The organism is Pseudomonas sp. URMO17WK12:I12 (assembly GCF_000514395.1).
Taxonomy (GTDB): domain Bacteria; phylum Pseudomonadota; class Gammaproteobacteria; order Pseudomonadales; family Pseudomonadaceae; genus Aquipseudomonas; species Aquipseudomonas mucoides.
Genome location: NZ_AZVV01000019.1, coordinates 50,440 through 67,468 on the forward strand (window position 1 = coordinate 50,440; position 17,029 = coordinate 67,468).

A 17,029-nucleotide genomic window follows, 5' to 3' on the forward strand; every position below is an offset into this window, starting at 1 on the left:
CCCTGACAAAAGAGGAATCGCCCGTGATCGAGTTTGTGATGTATCTGGTGTTTGGCGCGGCCCTCGGCACCCTCGGCGGGTTGTTCGGGATCGGCGGCGGTTTGATCGCGATCCCGTTGCTGGGCGTCCTGTTCGGGCTTGATCAACAAATCGCCCAAGGCACCGCGCTGGTGATGGTCGTACCCAACGTCATGCTGGCGCTGTGGCGCTATCACCAGCGCAATCGCATTGAATTGCGTCACGCGCTGCCCTTGGCGTCGATGGGCTTCTGTTTTGCCTGGATCGGTTCGATCTGGGCGGTCGGCATCGATGCGCAAACCATGCGCAGCGGCTTTGTCGCGTTCCTGGTGGCGCTGTCGGCCTACAACCTGTTCCGAATGTTCATCGCCAATACCCCCGCCTCGGCGCAGATGCATTACGGCTGGCCATGGCTGGGTGTGCTCGGCGCGGCTTCCGGGACCATGGGCGGCTTGTTTGGTGTAGGCGGGGCAGTGGTGGCGACGCCGGTGTTGACCAGCCTGTTTGGCACCAGCCAGGTCGTGGCCCAAGGGTTGTCGCTGGCGCTGGCGTTACCCAGCACCGGCGTCACGCTGGTGACTTACGCGGCGCACCATCAGGTCGACTGGCTGATTGGCGTGCCGTTGGCCATCGGCGGGTTGATGAGCATCAGTTGGGGCGTAAAGATCGCCCACGCAATGCCGGAGCGTCTGCTGCGCGGGTTGTTCTGCGGTTTTCTGGTGTGCTCGGCGGTGATGCTCGCGCTTAAAGTTTGAAGCCTTCGACAATGTGCTCGGCCAGGCACTCGGTGATCGGCGACGGGTTGTGCAGATTGCGCACGAGCATGATGCAGGCTTCCGGTAATTGCGGCAGGTCTTCGGCCTCACCGAGGATGCGCATGTCCGGGGTGATCAGGCTTTCCAGTTGCGCGGTCACCGCCAGCCCGGCGCTGACCACGGCCATCAATGCCGACAGGCTCGAACTGTTGTAGGCAATCCGGTAATCACGGCCCATCGCATCCAGTGCGTTACACGCCCACAGCCGGCAGAAACAATCACTGTTGAACATCGCCAGAGGCAATGGCGTCTGCTCATGGGCGCTGAAGCATTGCGCTTCGGCCCAGACGAAACGTTCCTTGCGTAACAACTGGCCAATCTCGGTCCCGGGCTCGCGAGTGACGATGGACAGATCCAGGTCCTGACGTTGCAGCAATTGTTTTGATGATTCGCAGTGAACCTCGATCTGGATCAGCGGATAGCTCTTGGCGAAGCGCGACAAAATCCCCGGCAGAAAGCGCATCACGTAATCGTCCGGTGTGCCGATGCGCACGGTGCCGACCATGTGCGGCTCCCGCAGCGTGTTGAACACTTCGCTGTGGAGTTTGAGAATGCGCCGCGCATACCCCAGCAAAACCTGGCCTTCGGCGGTCAGTTTGACCTGTCGCCCATCGCGTTCGAACAGTTGGCGCTGCAACACGTCCTCTTCCAGACGTTTCATCTGCATGCTCACCGCCGACTGCGTGCGATTGACCAATTCACCGGCGCGGGTGAAACCGCCCTGGTCGGCGATGGCGACAAAGGTACGCAGGACATCCGTATCGATACTGGGGAAAGCTGACATCCATCAATCTCCGAGATGGTTACCATCAGAAACATTCGTTGGATTGATCTTATCCCTCGAGCGAGACTTGAGCCATCCCCAACGGAGGACAACGAGATGAAAGGTCAACATCAACACGTAACGGAAGAAAGATTCTCCATTCATGCGGTATCCGATCTGCTGCACAAGTTTACCCGCTGGTACGAACTTCATCGTGAGCGCGAATTGCTGGCGAGTCTGAGCGATGAAGCACTCAAGGACATAGGCGTCAGTCGTGCCGATGTCGAACATGAATCGGTCAGACCCTTCTGGGATGATCCGATGCATAAATGATGAGGCCATTGCTACACAAACCCCTCTCTGGTGAGGTAGGTTGCGAGCAGACACGGAGGTATTCATGCCCGCAACGCTGTCCTTTTCCAACCGACAAGCTCGACGTCTGGCACTGGCTGCCCAAGGGTTCAACGGGCGCCAGCCGCCAGCGACGATCACGCCTGTTCAACTCAATCGACTGATCGAACGGCTGGGTATTTTGCAGATCGATTCGGTCAACGCGTTAGTGCGTTCGCACTACCTTCCCTTGTTTTCCCGCCTTGGAAATTACTCATCCGACTTACTCGATCAGGCTGCCTGGAGTCAGGGCCGACGTCGCACGTTGTTTGAATACTGGGGGCACGAAGCCTCGTTGCTGCCGTTGTCGATGTATCCCCTGATGCGTTGGCGCATGCAGCGCGCTACGCGTGGCGAAGATATCTATCAGCAACTGGCGCGTTTCGGGCGTGAACAACAGGACACCATTCGCCGGGTGCTGGCCTCGGTCGAAGAACTCGGCGCGCTGGGTGCCGGAAGCCTGTCGACTCGTGAGGAACGGGCCGGGCCGTGGTGGGACTGGAGCGCGGAAAAGCATGCGCTGGAATGGTTGTTTGCCGCCGGCGAAGTGACGGTGGCCGGCCGGCGTGGTTTCGAACGACTTTATGATTTGCCGGAGCGGGTGATTCCTTCGGCCATTTTGCAGCAGCCGGAATTAAGTGAGGCCGAGGCTCAGCGCGGCCTGTTATTGCATGCGGTGACGGCATTGGGTGTCGGCACGGAAAAAGACCTGCGGGACTATTTTCGCTTGAACCCGGCAGACAGTCGCCCGCGTCTGGCAGAACTGGTCGAGGCCGGTGAGTTGCTGACCTGCGAAGTGCAAGGCTGGCGGCAAGCGGCGTATTGCCTGTCCGAGCCGAAAGTGCCGCGCAAGGTTGCGGCCAGTGCATTGCTTTCACCGTTTGATTCGCTGATCTGGGAACGCAGTCGTACCGAGCGGTTGTTTGATTTTCGGTACCGGCTGGAGATTTATACGCCGCAGGACAAGCGGGTTTACGGGTATTACGTGTTGCCGTTTTTGCACAACGAACGGATTGCCGCGCGGGTGGATCTGCGGGCGGAGCGGGCGTTGGGGCGGTTGGCGGTGCACGCGGTACACGAGGAAGAGCCGGGGCTGGATGATGAAGGGATGCAAGCTTTGGCAGTCAATCTGCAGCGGATGGCGGACTGGTTGGGGCTTGAGCGGGTGCAGTTGAATTGTCAGCGGGTGAGTGCCGACAGGTTAAGAGTGGCATTGGCTCAATTCTCTGGTGTTTAAACGGCCGCCATCGCGGGCAAGCCCGCTCCCACATGGATCACCTAAACCCTGTGGGAGCGGGCTTGCCCGCGATGGCGGCCAGTCAAGCAATAAAGAACCTGCTGGCTTAACGCCGAACCTGTTTCAGTGTCTCCGCAATAAGAAAAGCCAATTCCAGCGACTGATCCGCATTCATCCGCGGATCGCAATGGGTGTGATACCGGTCCGACAGCCCATCCTCAGTAATCGGCCGCGCCCCACCAATGCATTCAGTCACGTTCTGCCCGGTCATCTCGATGTGGATACCGCCGGCATAACTGCCTTCCGCCTGGTGAACCTGGAAGAATTGCTTCACCTCGCCAAGGATCTGCGCGAAGTCGCGGGTTTTGTAGCCGCTGCTGGCCTTGATGGTGTTGCCGTGCATCGGGTCGGAGCTCCACAGCACCTGCTTGCCTTCGCGCTGCACTGCGCGGATCAGCGCCGGCAAATGATCGCCAACCTTGTTCGCACCCATTCGCGCGATCAGGTTCAGCCGGCCCGGATCGTTGTCCGGGTTCAGCACGTCAATCAGGCGAATCAGGTCTTCAGGGTTCATGCTTGGGCCGACCTTGACCCCGATCGGGTTGTTCACCCCACGCAGGAATTCGACGTGTGCGCCATCGAGCTGGCGGGTGCGGTCGCCGATCCACAGCATGTGCGCCGAGCAATCGTAGTAATCGTTGGTCAGGCTGTCGCGCCGTACGAAGGCTTCTTCGTAGTTGAGCAGCAGCGCTTCGTGGGCGGTGAAGAAACTGGTTTCGCGCAATTGCGGCGAAGTGTCCATGCCGCAGGCGCGCATGAACGCCAGGGTTTCATCGATGCGGTCGGCCAGGTGGCTGTATTTTTCCGCCAGTGCCGAGTTGGCGATGAAGTCCAGGTTCCACTTGTGCACCTGATGCAGATCGGCAAACCCGCCCTGGGCGAATGCCCGCAGCAGGTTCAGGGTGGCGGTGGACTGATGGTAAGACTGAAGCAGGCGTTCCGGGTCCGGCACGCGGCTTTTCTCGTCGAAACCGATGCCGTTGACGATGTCGCCACGGTAGGCGGGCAGGGTCACGCCGTCGATGGTTTCGTCATTGGCCGAACGCGGTTTGGCGAACTGACCGGCCATGCGCCCGACCTTGACCACCGGGCAACCGGCGGCGAAGGTCATGACGATCGCCATTTGCAGCAGGACTTTGAAGGTGTCGCGGATTTTCGCGGCAGAGAACTCGGCAAAGCTCTCGGCGCAATCGCCGCCCTGCAACAGGAAGGCGCGCCCCTGGGTCACTTCGGCAAACTGACGGCGCAACTCCCGGGCCTCACCGGCAAACACCAGCGGCGGATAACCGGCCAGGGTTTGCTCGACTTGCTGCAAGTGAGCGGCGTCGGGGTATTGAGGTTGTTGCTGGATCGGCAGGGCGCGCCAGCTGTCAGGGCTCCAGGGTTGGCTCATCACGTTCTCTAGTGTTTTACGCTCGGACGGTTATGTTATCAGCAATTAGTGCGTGACCTGTTCCCGTCGCTTCGCGGACAATCGCGCCTTTGCCGCGCCCCCTCGCGGTTTTATTGCGCTGCTGTTTATCACAGGTCGGCGCGGCAGCAATCAGGAGACGAAATGACTGAGGAGCGCGTCGAGCATCTGCTCGCCGAGGTACAGGATGAGTTCGGCGTGATACGCGTGCTGGAAGTCGCCGACTACCGTTTTCTGGAGTTCGGCGATGCCATCGAGCAGAGCTGCGTCTTCACCGCTGATCCGAGCTGGCTCGAGTACGACTACACCCGGGCGATGCTGATCGGTGCGCTGTGCCACGAGCAGCCGGAAAGCGCGCTGTTTCTGGGGCTTGGCGCGGGCACGCTGACTCAGGCCTGCCTGAAGTTTCTGCCGCTGGAAGATGTCGAAGCGATTGAATTGCGCCCGGACGTACCGCGCCTGGCCATTGAATACCTGGGGCTGGATGATGATCCTCGGTTGTATATCCGGGTGGGTGATGCGCTGGAATTGCTCGACACCGCTGAGCCGGCGGACCTGATTTTCGTCGACCTTTACACCGATGTCGGTCCGGGTGTCGGGCATCTGGCCTGGAGCTTTCTGGAAAACTGTCAGAAGCGCTTGAATCCGGGGGGCTGGCTGGTGATCAATCAATGGGCCACCGATGATGGCAAACCGTTGGGCGCGGCGTTGTTGCGCGGGCTTTATCACCGGCATTACTGGGAGCTGCCGGTGAAGGAGGGCAATGTGATTTTGATCGTGCCTTCGGAGCTGGATCAGGAATTGGACATGGACGGTTTGCTCGCCCGGGCCGAAGGGCTGGCGCCGCGATTGGGGTATTCGTTGCAGTCGCTGATCAAGGCGATTCGCCCGGCGACTTAAATGTGTTGCCTGTAATGGCCTCATCGCGGGCAAGCCTTACTCCTACAGGTTGTGGATAACCCTTGTAGGAGCAAGGCTTGCCCGCGATTAAGTCCGAAAAACCAACACAAAATCAAAGCCCTTTGAAGATACCGGGCCGCTTCTCGACCATCGACCGCACCCCCTCCTTGGCATCCTCACTCGCCAACAACTTCTTCACCAGCGGCGGCAATCCCTGCGCCGCCGCCGTTTCCCCTTCATAGCGCGCCTGCCGCGCCGACATCAACGTCGCCTGCACGCCCAATGGCGCCTGCCGGGCAATCCGTTCCGCCAATTCAATCGCCCTTGGCAGCAGATCCTCGCTGGCCATGACTTCCTGCACCAGGCCCAGATGCAACGCGTCATGCGCATCAAACTCATCACCGGTGAGCAGCCAGCGCATGGCATTGCCCCAGCCGGCGACCTGGTGCAGGCGCAATGTGGCGCCGCCAAACGGAAAAATCCCGCGCTGCACTTCTTTCTGGGCAAAGCGGGTGTTACTGGCGCACAGGTTGATGTCAGCGGCCAGCATCAACTCGATGCCGATGGTCAGGCAGTAGCCTTGCGCGGCAACAATCACCGGTTTGCTGACGCGGGGGCCGGCAAAAACACCCCACGGATCGCAGCCACCCGGCGGGGCCTGCCAGCCTTCGGCCAACGCCGCGCTGGCACTGACCAGATCGAGCCCGGCGGTGAAATGCTCGCCATGACCGAACACCACCGCGACCCGCGCCTCGTTATCGGCCTCGAATTCGCCGTAGGCCAGGCTCAGTTCGTTGAGCAGTTCAAGGTCGAAGGCGTTGCGCTTGGCCACCCGATCCAGGCCGATCATCAGGACATGACCGTGTCGTTCGCGGGTGACGCGACTGCAAGCGGGCTGATTCATGGAACAATTCCTCGGGCGGGAAGGGTGTGTCAGACCGCAGGTCTGCTTGCTAACGATGAACCGTTTTAGTGCCATCACCAGCAGGGCCGGGCCTTTGAAAAATAGACCGTGTCAGGATTATCCGCAAAGCCTGTGACACAACGGTGTATCCGTCAGTTTTCCGACAAATAATGCTCCCTTTTTGGGCGAATTCCGGTATAGTGCGCGCCGGCCTTTAACCGGGCCGCGTTTAGGTAGCGCAATTCCCCGAAGTCAGCTTCGGCTGCACGTCCGCACAGCGGACTCTCCCTTGACGAATCTTTTTCATTCATTCGTTTTCGCAAATCCCCGCCGACAAAGCAGCCAGGGCGACTCTTGAGTCTTACACGGCATGCGCAGCTTTGGAGCATGGGTCTTTGCGGATGCACTTAGAGGCAGACCCATGACCCAGGAAACCGGCGGCTTCGCCGCTTTTAATCTTAATCCGAATATCCTTGCAGCCGTCATTGCGACCGGCTACGAAGAGCCTTCGGCTATTCAGCAGCAATCGATCCCGATCATCATGGCCGGCCACGACATGATTGGCCAAGCGCAAACCGGTACCGGTAAAACCGCCGCGTTCGCCCTGCCAATCCTGCATCGCATCGATCCTGCAAAGCGCGAACCGCAAGCCCTGATCCTGGCGCCAACCCGTGAGTTGGCGCTGCAAGTAGCAACCGCTTTCGAAACCTACGCCAAGCAAATGCCGGGCGTTACCGTTGTGGCCGTTTACGGCGGCGCCCCTATGGGTCCACAACTGAAAGCAATCCGTAATGGCGCACAGATCGTTGTCGCCACTCCGGGCCGTCTTTGCGACCACCTGCGTCGTGACGAAAAAGTCCTGGCTACCGTGAACCACCTGGTTCTCGACGAAGCGGACGAAATGCTCAAACTGGGTTTCATGGACGACCTCGAAGTCATCTTCAAGGCTCTGCCAGCAACCCGTCAGACCGTATTGTTCTCGGCCACTCTGCCACAGTCGATCCGTGCCATTGCCGAACGCCATCTGCGCGATCCGCAACACGTGAAGATCCAGACCAAGACTCAGACCGTTACCGCGATCGAACAGGCTCACCTGTTGGTTCACGCTGACCAGAAGACCTCGGCTGTATTGAGCCTGCTGGAAGTGGAAGATTTCGACGCCCTGATCATGTTCGTGCGCACCAAGCAAGCGACCCTGGACCTGGCCAGTGCCCTGGAAGCCAAAGGCTACAAAGCCGCTGCGCTGAACGGTGACATTGCTCAGAACCAACGTGAGCGCGTGATCGAATCCCTCAAGGATGGTCGTCTGGACATCGTTGTGGCGACCGACGTTGCTGCTCGTGGCCTGGACGTTCCGCGCATCACTCACGTGTTCAACGTTGACATGCCGTACGACCCAGAGTCCTACGTTCACCGTATCGGCCGTACCGGCCGTGCCGGTCGCGAAGGTCGTGCACTGCTGCTGGTGACTCCGCGTGAGCGCCGCATGCTGCAAGTGATCGAGCGTGTAACCGGTCAAAAGGTTGCCGAAGTTCGCCTGCCGGACGCTCAGGCCGTTCTCGATGCCCGCATCAAGAAACTGACCAACAGCCTGTCGCCGCTGGTAGCTGATGCCGAATCGACCCACGGTGATCTGCTGGATCGTCTGACTGCCGACATCGGTTGCACTCCGCGTGCACTGGCCGCTGCTCTGCTGCGCAAGGCAACCAACGCTCAGGCGTTGACCCTGGCTGCGATCGAGAAAGAACGTCCACTGGTGCCGAACAATGCACCGCGTGGCGATCGTCCAGAGCGTACCGGTGATCGTCCGGACCGTGGTGATCGCGAGCGTCGTGCTCCGGTTCCATTGGCTGAAGGTCGTGCTCGTTGCCGTACCGCGCTGGGTGCGCGTGACGGTATCGCTGCCAAGAACCTGCTGGGCGCTATCCTGAATGAAGGCGGTTTGGCTCGTGAAGCCATCGGCCGCATCCAGGTACGTGACAGCTTCAGCCTCGTCGAGCTGCCGGAAGATGGTCTGGAGAAGTTGCTGACCAAACTGAAGGACACTCGCGTTGCCGGTAAGCAGTTGAAGCTGCGTCGCTATCGCGAAGATTGATCCGCTCTTGAGCTGATTGATCGCACATAAAAAATCCCCGACTGGTTCGGGGATTTTTTATGCCTGCTGTTTGTGCCCTGCCTGTCCTGCAGCGCCGCACCCATCGCGGTCTACCGGTCAGCCAAAACGATAAATGTCCATGCCCAGCGCGCCCATGGTGAACCCCTGATGCGCAATGCTGAACTCGCCTCCAGCCCCGCGAGCAAAATACAGCGGCAATAAATGCTCATCGCTAGGGTGATTGCGCACGGCATTGGGCGCCTGCTGACGGTAATCGTGCAGCGCCGCTTCATCGTCGGCCGCGAGTTTCTCGATCATCCAGTCGCGGAAGGATTTGGCCCACGGCTCGACGCTTTCCGGGCCCGCATGCCAATCCAGTTCACGCAGGTTGTGCGTGATGCTCCCAGAGCCGATCAACAGCACGCCATGCTCACGCAGGCTGGCCAAGGCATGGCCGACGCGGGTTTGCAGGGCAGGACCGCCACGGGTGGGCAGCGAGACTTGCACAATGGGGATATCGGCTTGCGGATACATCAACGTCAAAGGCACCCAGACACCGTGGTCGAACGGGCGCTTGGCATCGATGCGTGCTGGCAGATCGGCGGCCTTCAATAAATCGACAACCTCCGCCGCCAAATGGGGATTACCGGGTGCGGGGTACTGAACGTCGAACAACGCCTGCGCAAAGCCGCCGAAGTCGTGCCAGGTTTCCGGCCGGGGATTGCCGCTGACCAGCAGCTCATTGCTTTCCCAATGCGCCGATACGATCACGATGGCTTTCGGTTTCGGCAATTCGGCGGCTAATCGAGCTAGAGCCGGTCCGCTGGCCCCCGGTTCCAGTGCCAACATGGGCGAGCCATGGGATATGTACAGGCTGGGGAACATGAAAGAGCTCCTGAGGGGTAAGATGGCGTCATCTTCAGTCAGATCATTGATCTAAATCTAATATAAGTTTTAGGGTCTTTTGATCGAATTTTCGGGATTAATTATGCAGCCGGAGTTTTGGCACAAGCGGTGGACGACGAATCAGATCGGCTTTCACCTGCCGAAAGTGAATCCTTATCTGCAACGGTACTGGCCGCAGCTGGGGCTGGAAGAAGGCTCGCGCGTACTGGTGCCGCTCTGTGGGAAAAGCCTGGATCTGCTGTGGCTGGCGAAGTGCGGTCACGAGGTGTTGGGCGTCGAGCTGTCGGAAAAAGCGGTGGAAGACTTTTTCCACGAGCATCAATTTGATCCGGACGTCAGCGACCAAGACCCTTTCACGGTCTATCGAGCGGGCTCGATCGAGATCTGGTGTGGTGATTTCTTCGCGTTGACGGCCGGTGATGTCGCCGACTGCAGCGCACTGTACGACCGCGCAGCGTTGATAGCCTTGCCACCGATGATGCGCGAGCAGTACGCCGCGCATCTGACGCGGATTTTGCCGAAGAAGTCGCTGGGGTTGCTGATTACCCTGGACTACGACCAGACGCAAATGGACGGCCCGCCGTTTGCCGTGCTGGATGATGAAGTGCAGCGGTTGTTCGGTAGCTCGTGGGCGCTGAAGATTCTAGAGGATCAGGATGTTCTGAGTTCGAGCGGGAAATTCCTGGAGGCGGGGGTTACCCGGCTTGAGGAGCGGGTGTATCGGGTTTCCAGCCATTAAGGTGTGTTGAGTTTGCTGGCCCCATCGCGAGCAAGCTCGCTCCCACATTGGAATGCATTCCCCTGTGGGAGCGAGCTTGCTCGCGATGAGGACAGGAAGAACACCGCATCAACCAGGCAAATAAAAAAGGCCCGCATCACTGCGGGCCTTGTTTTTTTGTTGCTGAACAATCAGCGCTGAAGTCGATGCAGCGCGTTGATACGTTCTTCCAGCGGCGGGTGGCTCATGAACATCCGGGCGAACCCTTGCTTGATGCCACCGTTGATGCCAAAGGCGTTCAGGGTGTCCGGCATGTGTACCGGCAGGCCTTGTTCGGCGCGCAGGCGTTGCAGGGCGCCGATCATCGCGGCAGTACCGGCCAGGCGTGCACCGGCTTCGTCGGCACGGAATTCACGCTTGCGCGAGAACCACATGACGATGGAGCTGGCCAGAATGCCCAGGACCAGCTCGGCGAAGATGGTTGCCACGTAGTAGGCAATCCCCTGGCCTTCTTCGTTCTTGAAGATCACCTTGTCGACAAAGTTGCCGATGATCCGCGCGAAGAACATCACAAAGGTGTTCACCACGCCCTGAATCAGCGCCAGGGTGACCATGTCGCCATTGGCCACGTGGCCAATTTCGTGGGCCAGCACGGCTTTCACTTCATCAGGCGAGAAACGCTCCAGCAAGCCCTGGCTGACCGCGACCAGTGCGTCGTTCTTGTTCCAGCCCGTGGCGAACGCGTTCGCCTCGTAGGCCGGGAAAATCCCGACTTCAGGCATCTTGATCCCGGCTTCCCGGGACAGTTGCTCGACGGTTTGCAGCAGCCATTGCTCGTGACGGGTGCGTGGCTGGGTGATGATCTGGGTGCTGGTGCTCATCTTCGCCATCCACTTGGAGATGAACAGCGAGAACAGCGAACCGGCAAAACCAAAGACCGCACAGAAAATCAGCAGCTGATTGAGGTTCAGATCAACCCCGTTGGCCGCCATGAACCCGTTGAAGCCGAAAAGGCTCAGGGTGATGCTGGCAATCAGCACGACCGCCAGGTTAGTGGCCAAAAACAGCAGGATGCGCATCATGGTTGTAGAAATCTCCTCGTGCTAAAGATGTAGCGTACTGCGGGGTATATAAGGTGCTGCACCGGGCTATTCAACCGGGTGACTATTTCAAACTGTGTCCTACGGCAACAGTCTAGCCGTTTGCAGGCCTTTTCCGATGCGGGCATGGGAAATGTTTGACAGGCAAAGCGCGGCGTAGGCCCCGCCGTCGTTAGACGCGAGCACCCAACCAGTGACCAGGCATGACTTGAAACAAGGAAGTGCGGCGGGATGCAGAGATGTGTTGCTGAATTAATCACCGCGCGACTTTCGCAAAAAGTCGCACGGTGACGAACCCCTTTTACTGACGGTAGGACTTGAGGAAGCTACCGATCCGCCCGATGGCCATCTCCAGTTCATCCACGCGCGGCAGGGTCACCACGCGGAAGTGATCCGGCCAAGGCCAGTTGAAGGCTGTGCCCTGAACCACCAGCAGCTTCTCGGAGAGCAGCAGGTCGAGCACGAACTTCTCGTCGTTGTGGATCGGGCAGACTTTCGGGTCGATCCGCGGGAACGCATACAGCGCGCCCATCGGCTTGACGCAGGTGACGCCCGGAATGTCGTTAAGCAATTCCCAGGTGCGATTGCGCTGTTCCAGCAAGCGGCCCTGCGGCAGCACCAGGTCATTGATGCTCTGATAACCGCCCAGTGCGGTCTGGATCGCATGCTGGCTCGGCACGTTGGCACACAGGCGCATATTGGCCAGCATGTCGATGCCTTCGATGTAGCTCTGTGCGTGATGTTTCGGGCCGGAGATGGCGATCCAGCCGGAACGGAAACCGGCCACGCGGTAGGACTTGGACAGACCGTTGAAGGTCAGGCACAGCAGGTCCGGGGCCAGGGACGCGGTGCAAATGTGCACGGCGTCGTCATACAGAATCTTGTCGTAAATCTCATCCGAGAACACCACCAGGTTGTGCTGGCGCGCCAGTTCGAGCATGCCCAGCAGCACTTCTTTGGAATACACCGCACCGGTCGGATTGTTCGGGTTGATGATCACCAGCGCCTTGGTGTTCGGCGTGATCTTGGCCTTGATGTCGGCCAGGTCCGGCCACCAGTTGGCCTGTTCGTCGCACAGGTAATGCACCGGGTTGCCGCCGGACAGGCTGACCGCGGCCGTCCACAGCGGATAATCCGGGGCCGGCACCAGCACTTCGTCGCCATTGTTGAGCAGGGCCTGCATCGACATCACGATCAGTTCGGAAACGCCGTTGCCCAGGTAGATGTCTTCGATGCCGACGCCTTCAACCTGCTTCTGCTGGTAATACTGCATCACGGCCTTGCGCGCGCTGAACAGGCCTTTGGAGTCGCTATAGCCCTGGGCGGTCGGCAGGTTGCGGATCACGTCCTGGAGGATTTCGTCCGGCGCTTCGAAACCAAAAGGCGCCGGGTTGCCGATGTTCAGCTTGAGGATGCGATGACCTTCCTCTTCCAGGCGTTTGGCGTGCTTGAGCACTGGGCCGCGAATGTCGTAGCAGACGTTGGCGAGCTTGTTCGATTTGCTGACCTGCATGGCGATGTGTTCCCGAAAATGAACGATCCAGGCGGTGTATGAACTACCGTACTGGGAATCCTGCGTATTCACACAGGCCTGACGCCTTGAGATGCAGCACCCATAAATCCGTTTGAATGCGCGTGGTCTGGCTGCCAGACTGGCGTTTGACGAGGCGCAATCATACGTGCCGCCCGATCCGTGGAAAAGGTACAGATCGGGCTTTTTCAGTTGCTGAGGTGTGAAGATGGAAAAGTTGGAAAAAACCCTGGAAGAATGGAAGGCAATGCTCGATCCGGAGCAGTACAACGTGTGCCGCCTCAAGGGCACCGAACGGCCGTTTTCCGGTAAATACAACGGCACCAAGACTGACGGCGTTTACCACTGCATCTGCTGCAACGAGCCGCTGTTCGACTCCAAGACCAAATTTGACTCCGGTTGCGGCTGGCCGAGCTTCTACGCGCCGATCGGCGACAGCGCCATGGTCGAGATCCGTGATGTCAGTCACGGCATGATTCGCACCGAAGTGGTCTGTGCCAAATGCGATGCACACCTGGGGCACGTGTTCCCGGACGGTCCGCCGCCGACCGGCCTGCGTTATTGCATCAACTCGGTGTGCCTGGATCTGGTGCCGCGAATAGTGTGAGCCCTGTAGGAGCACGGCTTGCCGGCGTGGCAATCTCAAGGACGCCATCGCCGGCAAGGCGTGCTCCTACAGGGATTGTCCTGCTTCCATTGATTTATTAAATTGCACACAATTCAATTGCTCGCTATGTTTGTCTCATCTTCTTTCATCAAGAGTGCAAGTCATGACCGACAACCTGCTGAGCATCCCGTGCACCACCATCAAGGGTGAGCAAAAGACCTTGGCCGATTACGCCGGCAAGGCCGTACTCGTGGTCAATACCGCCAGCAAGTGCGGCTTCACCCCGCAATACAAAGGTCTGGAAGAGTTGTGGCAGACCTACAAGGACCAAGGGTTGGTGGTGCTCGGCTTTCCGTGCAACCAGTTCGGCAAGCAGGAACCCGGCAATGAAGGCGCCATTTCCGAATTCTGCGAATTGAATTTCGGAGTCAGCTTCCCGCTGTTCAAGAAAGTCGACGTCAACGGTGCCGGTGCGCATCCGTTGTTCGTTCAGCTCAAAAAGCGCGCACCGGGTGTGCTGGGTTCGCAGGGCATCAAGTGGAACTTCACCAAGTTCCTGATCGGCAAGGACGGTCAGTTGGTCAAGCGCTTTGCCCCGGCGACCAAACCGCAGGACCTGAGCCGCGAGATTGAAGCCCTGCTCAAATGAATAGCCTGTCAGTCGATTCGCTGAAGCTCGACAGTCAGCTCTGCTTCAAGCTGTACGCCGCTTCCCGTGCGGTGATTCGAGCCTACAAGCCGATGCTCGACCAGCTCGGCCTGACCTATCCGCAATACCTGGTCATGCTGGTGTTGTGGGAATGGCAGGAGGCCGCTCCTGAGCAACCGACGGTCAAGGCGCTGGGCGAACGTCTGGCGCTGGATTCCGGCACCCTGACGCCGTTGCTCAAGCGACTTGAGCAACTGCAACTGGTGCAGCGCCAGCGTTCGGCTCGCGATGAGCGTGAGGTGCACCTGAGCCTGTCACCGGCCGGCAAGGCGCTGCGTGATCAGGTCGGCCCGCTCAAGGCGCGCCTGTTGTGCGACAGCGGGGTGGATCTGGATCGCCTGAGTGATCTGCGTAATGGTCTCGATCATTTGCTGGGGCAGATCAAGGCACTGTCGTAGCTGGAACCCATAGATCAAGCAGCGCGGCCAGTTCTTCTCGGCGGAAAGGCTTGGCCAGGTAGTCGCTCATGCCCGCCGCGCGGCAGCGTTCGCGTTCCTCGGACATGGCGTTGGCGGTCAGCGCGACGATGGGCAGTTGCGGCCAGCGTCCGCTGCGACGAATTTGCCGGCTGGCTTCGTAGCCGTCCATCACCGGCATGTTGCAGTCCATCAGCACCAGATCGAAGTCGCTTTGCTCCAGTTGATCCAGCGCTTCGGCCCCATGAGCGGCGACGATGACCTCGCAGCCCAATTTGCCGAGCATGCCTTTGGCGACCAATTGATTGACCGGGTTGTCCTCGACCAGCAATACCCGTCCGCGCCGCTGGTGGGGAAGGGCTTCGATCCGCGCGCCATTGATCATCGTGGTTTCTGGCTGCAAGATCCGCCGCAAGGTCTGGTACAGCGCATTGCGTGCCAGCGGCCGTGCCTGTTGCTGCAAGGGCGCGAGGGCACTCGCCTGTTCGCTGGGCATGAAGTTGCCATAAGCGGTCACCAGCAGAATCGGCGCGTCAAGGGTGGGGCGCAGGCCAAACAGGCATTCGGGGCAGTCGGTGATCAAGACATCAGGTTCAAGTCCGAGCAGCGAGTCATCGATGGAACGCTGTTGATAGTCGAGTCCCCACGCCGGCAGCAGGGTTTTCAGCAGCTCGGCCAGACCGCTGCTGGCCGCGGTGATCGCAATGATCTTGCCGGACAGCGGTGCCGGGGATACGGCGCGAGTGTGAGCGGAGAGCGGCAGCTCGGCGCAGAACTGACTGCCAAAACCGGCTTCCGAGCTGATCGTCAGGCGTCCCTGCATGGCTTCGCAGAGGTTATAGGTCAGGGCCAGGCCCAGCCCTGTACCGCCGAACTGCCGGGTAATACCGGCGCCGGCCTGGGTAAAGGGCTGGAAGATCTTGACCTGGGCATCGTGGGCGATCCCGATGCCGGTGTCGCAGACTTCGATTCTGACCCCCTCTTCGAAGGCAGACAGACGCAAATCGACCCGACCGAAGCGAGTGAACTTGAGCGCATTGGACAACAGGTTGCTGACGATCTGCCGCACCCGGGTCGGGTCCCCCAGCACCAGTGCCGGAAATTGTGGATCGATCAGGCACGTCAACTCCACGCTCGGCGCCGCATTCTGGGAGAGCAGGTTGGCGGTGTCTTCAACCAGCGCGCCAAGGTCGAACGGAATGTGTTCGAGTTCCAGTTGCCCGGCATCGAATTTCGACAGGTCGAGAATATCGTTGAGCAGCTCCACCAGCACTTTGCCCGAGTCGTGGGCGATCGACAGTTGTTGCTGCTGTTCGGCCGTGAGCGGGCCGTCCAGCGACAGCGCGATCATTCCCAACAGACCATTGAGAGGGGTGCGGATTTCATGGCTCATGTTGGCCAGAAAGACCGAGCGTGCTTCAGCCATCTCGATGGCCGTGGTGCGCGCGACTTCAAGTTCCTGATTGGATTGGCTGAGCCGGGCATTGATCGCCTTGAGTTCGGCCGTGCGTGCCGAAACGATGTTTTCCAGTTGACTGAGGTAGTCGGTCAGACGGTTTTCGGCGTTGCGTCGTTGCTGGATCTCGGTGGCGATGTTTTCGAATTGTTGGTTGGCGACTTTGACCAGCACACCGATTTCATCGTTTTCATGCCCCGCCGGGTATTCCAGCCAGGTCGGCTGCGCACTGCGCGGATCGCGGCCACTGAGTTCGCGGATGACCCGCACCAGGGGCTTGGTCAGCATCACGTAGAACAGCGCCAGCAGAATGCCTGTCAGGATCAGGCTTCGGGCGAAGCCGTTGAGCAACGTCACTTCGGCCCGGCGCAGGAAGCGGCTGCCGAAGGCGTAGGTGTCGACTTCCAGTTGCAAGGTCCCGAGCGATTCGTTGGGCAGGTGATCGAGAAACAGACGGTCTTCGAACTGCCGATTGGCGCCGAACAGGAAATCGCTGATGACTCGATAGCCACTTTGCGCGCTTGGGCGTTTGACGCTGGCCAGCACGGTATTGTTGTTGTCGGTCAGTTTCGCGCTGAGGATCGCCGGTGAGCGCACCAGGCCCATGGTCAGTTCCTGGGCGAGTTCGGCGTCGATGTTGTAGGCGATGCGCGAGGCAGGGTTGTGGCTGATTTCCAGCAAAGACAGTATTTCGCGGTTGATGGAGGCGTCTTCGCTGGCATAATCGATGCCTATTTGCAGCAGGCTGAGCAGCGTGCCCAGAATGAAACCGACCAGCACAGTAAGCCTGGCTTGCTTGTATGACAGCCGGTGGGTGAATTTGATGTCCATGGGGTGTTGAACCACTTCCGTTTCCTTTCGCTGCTCAAGCATAGTCGATCATGCATGGATTCCGATGTTCTCGCGAACCCCTGAGCAGGGGATGAACCGGGCACTGAACGCTGTGTATTCGTCGCTGTATCGCCATCATCACTGTGAATGTGCCCGAGGAGA

The 17,029-nt window shown here is 59.4% G+C and carries 16 protein-coding genes; 9 read left to right on the plus strand and 7 right to left on the minus strand.

Annotation, left to right across the window (positions count from 1 at the left end; all coding sequences use genetic code 11):
* Window positions 1–23: 23 nt before the first annotated feature.
* The gene (locus D882_RS0124750) at window positions 24–773 is read left to right on the plus strand and encodes a sulfite exporter TauE/SafE family protein (RefSeq protein WP_027925720.1); all 750 of its coding nucleotides are present in this window, start codon (window positions 24–26) and stop codon (window positions 771–773) included.
* Here D882_RS0124750 and D882_RS0124755 read toward each other — a convergent pair.
* On the minus strand, window positions 763–1,617 hold the full coding sequence (locus tag D882_RS0124755; RefSeq protein ID WP_027925721.1) for a LysR substrate-binding domain-containing protein: 855 nt from the start codon (window positions 1,615–1,617) through the stop codon (window positions 763–765). The genes D882_RS0124750 and D882_RS0124755 overlap by 11 nt on opposite strands.
* Window positions 1,618–1,713: 96 nt before the next feature.
* Here D882_RS0124755 and D882_RS0124760 point away from each other — a divergent pair, with 96 nt between their 5' ends.
* Window positions 1,714–1,929, plus strand: a complete 216-nt coding sequence (locus D882_RS0124760) for a DUF1127 domain-containing protein (RefSeq protein ID WP_027925722.1) — start codon at window positions 1,714–1,716, stop codon at window positions 1,927–1,929.
* Between the two features lie 64 nt (window positions 1,930–1,993).
* Window positions 1,994–3,223, plus strand: coding sequence for a winged helix-turn-helix domain-containing protein (locus tag D882_RS0124765; protein WP_027925723.1), 1,230 nt, complete (start codon window positions 1,994–1,996; stop codon window positions 3,221–3,223).
* Between the two features lie 106 nt (window positions 3,224–3,329).
* Here D882_RS0124765 and D882_RS0124770 read toward each other — a convergent pair whose 3' ends face one another.
* Window positions 3,330–4,676, minus strand: a complete 1,347-nt coding sequence (locus D882_RS0124770) for a class II 3-deoxy-7-phosphoheptulonate synthase (protein WP_027925724.1) — start codon at window positions 4,674–4,676, stop codon at window positions 3,330–3,332.
* 162 nt (window positions 4,677–4,838) lie between these two features.
* Here D882_RS0124770 and D882_RS0124775 point away from each other — a divergent pair, with 162 nt between their 5' ends.
* Window positions 4,839–5,594 (plus strand): spermidine synthase, encoded by a 756-nt coding sequence (locus D882_RS0124775; protein ID WP_027925725.1) that lies wholly within the window; start codon window positions 4,839–4,841, stop codon window positions 5,592–5,594.
* 112 nt (window positions 5,595–5,706) lie between these two features.
* Here the strand turns inward: D882_RS0124775 and D882_RS0124780 are convergent, their stop codons facing one another.
* Window positions 5,707–6,498: a crotonase/enoyl-CoA hydratase family protein gene (locus D882_RS0124780; protein ID WP_027925726.1), complete on the minus strand. Its 792-nt coding sequence runs from the start codon at window positions 6,496–6,498 to the stop codon at window positions 5,707–5,709.
* A gap of 421 nt (window positions 6,499–6,919) precedes the next feature.
* Here D882_RS0124780 and D882_RS0124785 point away from each other — a divergent pair, with 421 nt between their 5' ends.
* Window positions 6,920–8,593: a DEAD/DEAH box helicase gene (locus D882_RS0124785; RefSeq protein ID WP_007943712.1), complete on the plus strand. Its 1,674-nt coding sequence runs from the start codon at window positions 6,920–6,922 to the stop codon at window positions 8,591–8,593.
* A gap of 117 nt (window positions 8,594–8,710) precedes the next feature.
* Here D882_RS0124785 and D882_RS0124790 read toward each other — a convergent pair whose 3' ends face one another.
* Window positions 8,711–9,478 carry a class III extradiol ring-cleavage dioxygenase gene (locus D882_RS0124790; RefSeq protein ID WP_027925727.1) on the minus strand — a complete coding sequence of 256 codons (768 nt, stop codon included), beginning with the start codon at window positions 9,476–9,478 and terminating at the stop codon, window positions 8,711–8,713.
* 103 nt (window positions 9,479–9,581) lie between these two features.
* Here D882_RS0124790 and D882_RS0124795 point away from each other — a divergent pair, with 103 nt between their 5' ends.
* The gene (locus D882_RS0124795) at window positions 9,582–10,238 is read left to right on the plus strand and encodes a thiopurine S-methyltransferase (protein ID WP_027925728.1); all 657 of its coding nucleotides are present in this window, start codon (window positions 9,582–9,584) and stop codon (window positions 10,236–10,238) included.
* A gap of 170 nt (window positions 10,239–10,408) precedes the next feature.
* Here the strand turns inward: D882_RS0124795 and htpX are convergent, their stop codons facing one another.
* Together htpX and D882_RS0124805 are read right to left on the minus strand one after the other, a co-directional pair.
* Window positions 10,409–11,299, minus strand: coding sequence for a protease HtpX (gene htpX / locus D882_RS0124800; RefSeq protein ID WP_027925729.1), 891 nt, complete (start codon window positions 11,297–11,299; stop codon window positions 10,409–10,411).
* Between the two features lie 319 nt (window positions 11,300–11,618).
* Complete coding sequence (locus D882_RS0124805; RefSeq protein WP_027925730.1) at window positions 11,619–12,830, minus strand: pyridoxal phosphate-dependent aminotransferase; 1,212 nt, start codon at window positions 12,828–12,830, stop codon at window positions 11,619–11,621.
* A gap of 226 nt (window positions 12,831–13,056) precedes the next feature.
* Between D882_RS0124805 and msrB the strand changes: the two genes are divergently transcribed.
* The 3 genes from msrB (at window position 13,057) to D882_RS0124820 (ending at window position 14,562) form a co-directional block, all read left to right on the plus strand.
* Entirely contained in the window at window positions 13,057–13,455 is a 399-nt protein-coding gene (gene msrB / locus D882_RS0124810; RefSeq protein ID WP_027925731.1) for a peptide-methionine (R)-S-oxide reductase MsrB, read from the plus strand.
* Between the two features lie 163 nt (window positions 13,456–13,618).
* On the plus strand, window positions 13,619–14,104 hold the full coding sequence (locus D882_RS0124815; RefSeq protein WP_027925732.1) for a glutathione peroxidase: 486 nt from the start codon (window positions 13,619–13,621) through the stop codon (window positions 14,102–14,104).
* Window positions 14,101–14,562, plus strand: coding sequence for a MarR family winged helix-turn-helix transcriptional regulator (locus tag D882_RS0124820; protein ID WP_027925733.1), 462 nt, complete (start codon window positions 14,101–14,103; stop codon window positions 14,560–14,562). Before D882_RS0124815 ends, D882_RS0124820 begins: the two co-directional genes overlap by 4 nt.
* Here D882_RS0124820 and D882_RS0124825 read toward each other — a convergent pair.
* Window positions 14,546–16,867 (minus strand): response regulator, encoded by a 2,322-nt coding sequence (locus tag D882_RS0124825; RefSeq protein WP_027925734.1) that lies wholly within the window; start codon window positions 16,865–16,867, stop codon window positions 14,546–14,548. The genes D882_RS0124820 and D882_RS0124825 overlap by 17 nt on opposite strands.
* Window positions 16,868–17,029 lie beyond the last annotated feature (162 nt).

Bases quoted from the DNA above. Each gene is read 5' to 3' on its own strand.
- D882_RS0124755 (WP_027925721.1), bottom strand. From the start codon at position 1,617: ATGTCAGCTTTCCCCAGTATCGATACGGATGTCCTGCGTACCTTTGTC.
- D882_RS0124760 (WP_027925722.1), top strand. From the start codon at position 1,714: ATGAAAGGTCAACATCAACACGTAACGGAAGAAAGATTCTCCATTCAT.
- D882_RS0124765 (WP_027925723.1), top strand. From the start codon at position 1,994: ATGCCCGCAACGCTGTCCTTTTCCAACCGACAAGCTCGACGTCTGGCA.
- D882_RS0124770 (WP_027925724.1), bottom strand. From the start codon at position 4,676: ATGAGCCAACCCTGGAGCCCTGACAGCTGGCGCGCCCTGCCGATCCAG.
- D882_RS0124775 (WP_027925725.1), top strand. From the start codon at position 4,839: ATGACTGAGGAGCGCGTCGAGCATCTGCTCGCCGAGGTACAGGATGAG.
- D882_RS0124780 (WP_027925726.1), bottom strand. From the start codon at position 6,498: ATGAATCAGCCCGCTTGCAGTCGCGTCACCCGCGAACGACACGGTCAT.
- D882_RS0124785 (WP_007943712.1), top strand. From the start codon at position 6,920: ATGACCCAGGAAACCGGCGGCTTCGCCGCTTTTAATCTTAATCCGAAT.
- D882_RS0124790 (WP_027925727.1), bottom strand. From the start codon at position 9,478: ATGTTCCCCAGCCTGTACATATCCCATGGCTCGCCCATGTTGGCACTG.
- D882_RS0124795 (WP_027925728.1), top strand. From the start codon at position 9,582: ATGCAGCCGGAGTTTTGGCACAAGCGGTGGACGACGAATCAGATCGGC.
- htpX (WP_027925729.1), bottom strand. From the start codon at position 11,299: ATGATGCGCATCCTGCTGTTTTTGGCCACTAACCTGGCGGTCGTGCTG.
- D882_RS0124805 (WP_027925730.1), bottom strand. From the start codon at position 12,830: ATGCAGGTCAGCAAATCGAACAAGCTCGCCAACGTCTGCTACGACATT.
- msrB (WP_027925731.1), top strand. From the start codon at position 13,057: ATGGAAAAGTTGGAAAAAACCCTGGAAGAATGGAAGGCAATGCTCGAT.
- D882_RS0124815 (WP_027925732.1), top strand. From the start codon at position 13,619: ATGACCGACAACCTGCTGAGCATCCCGTGCACCACCATCAAGGGTGAG.
- D882_RS0124820 (WP_027925733.1), top strand. From the start codon at position 14,101: ATGAATAGCCTGTCAGTCGATTCGCTGAAGCTCGACAGTCAGCTCTGC.
- D882_RS0124825 (WP_027925734.1), bottom strand. From the start codon at position 16,867: ATGGACATCAAATTCACCCACCGGCTGTCATACAAGCAAGCCAGGCTT.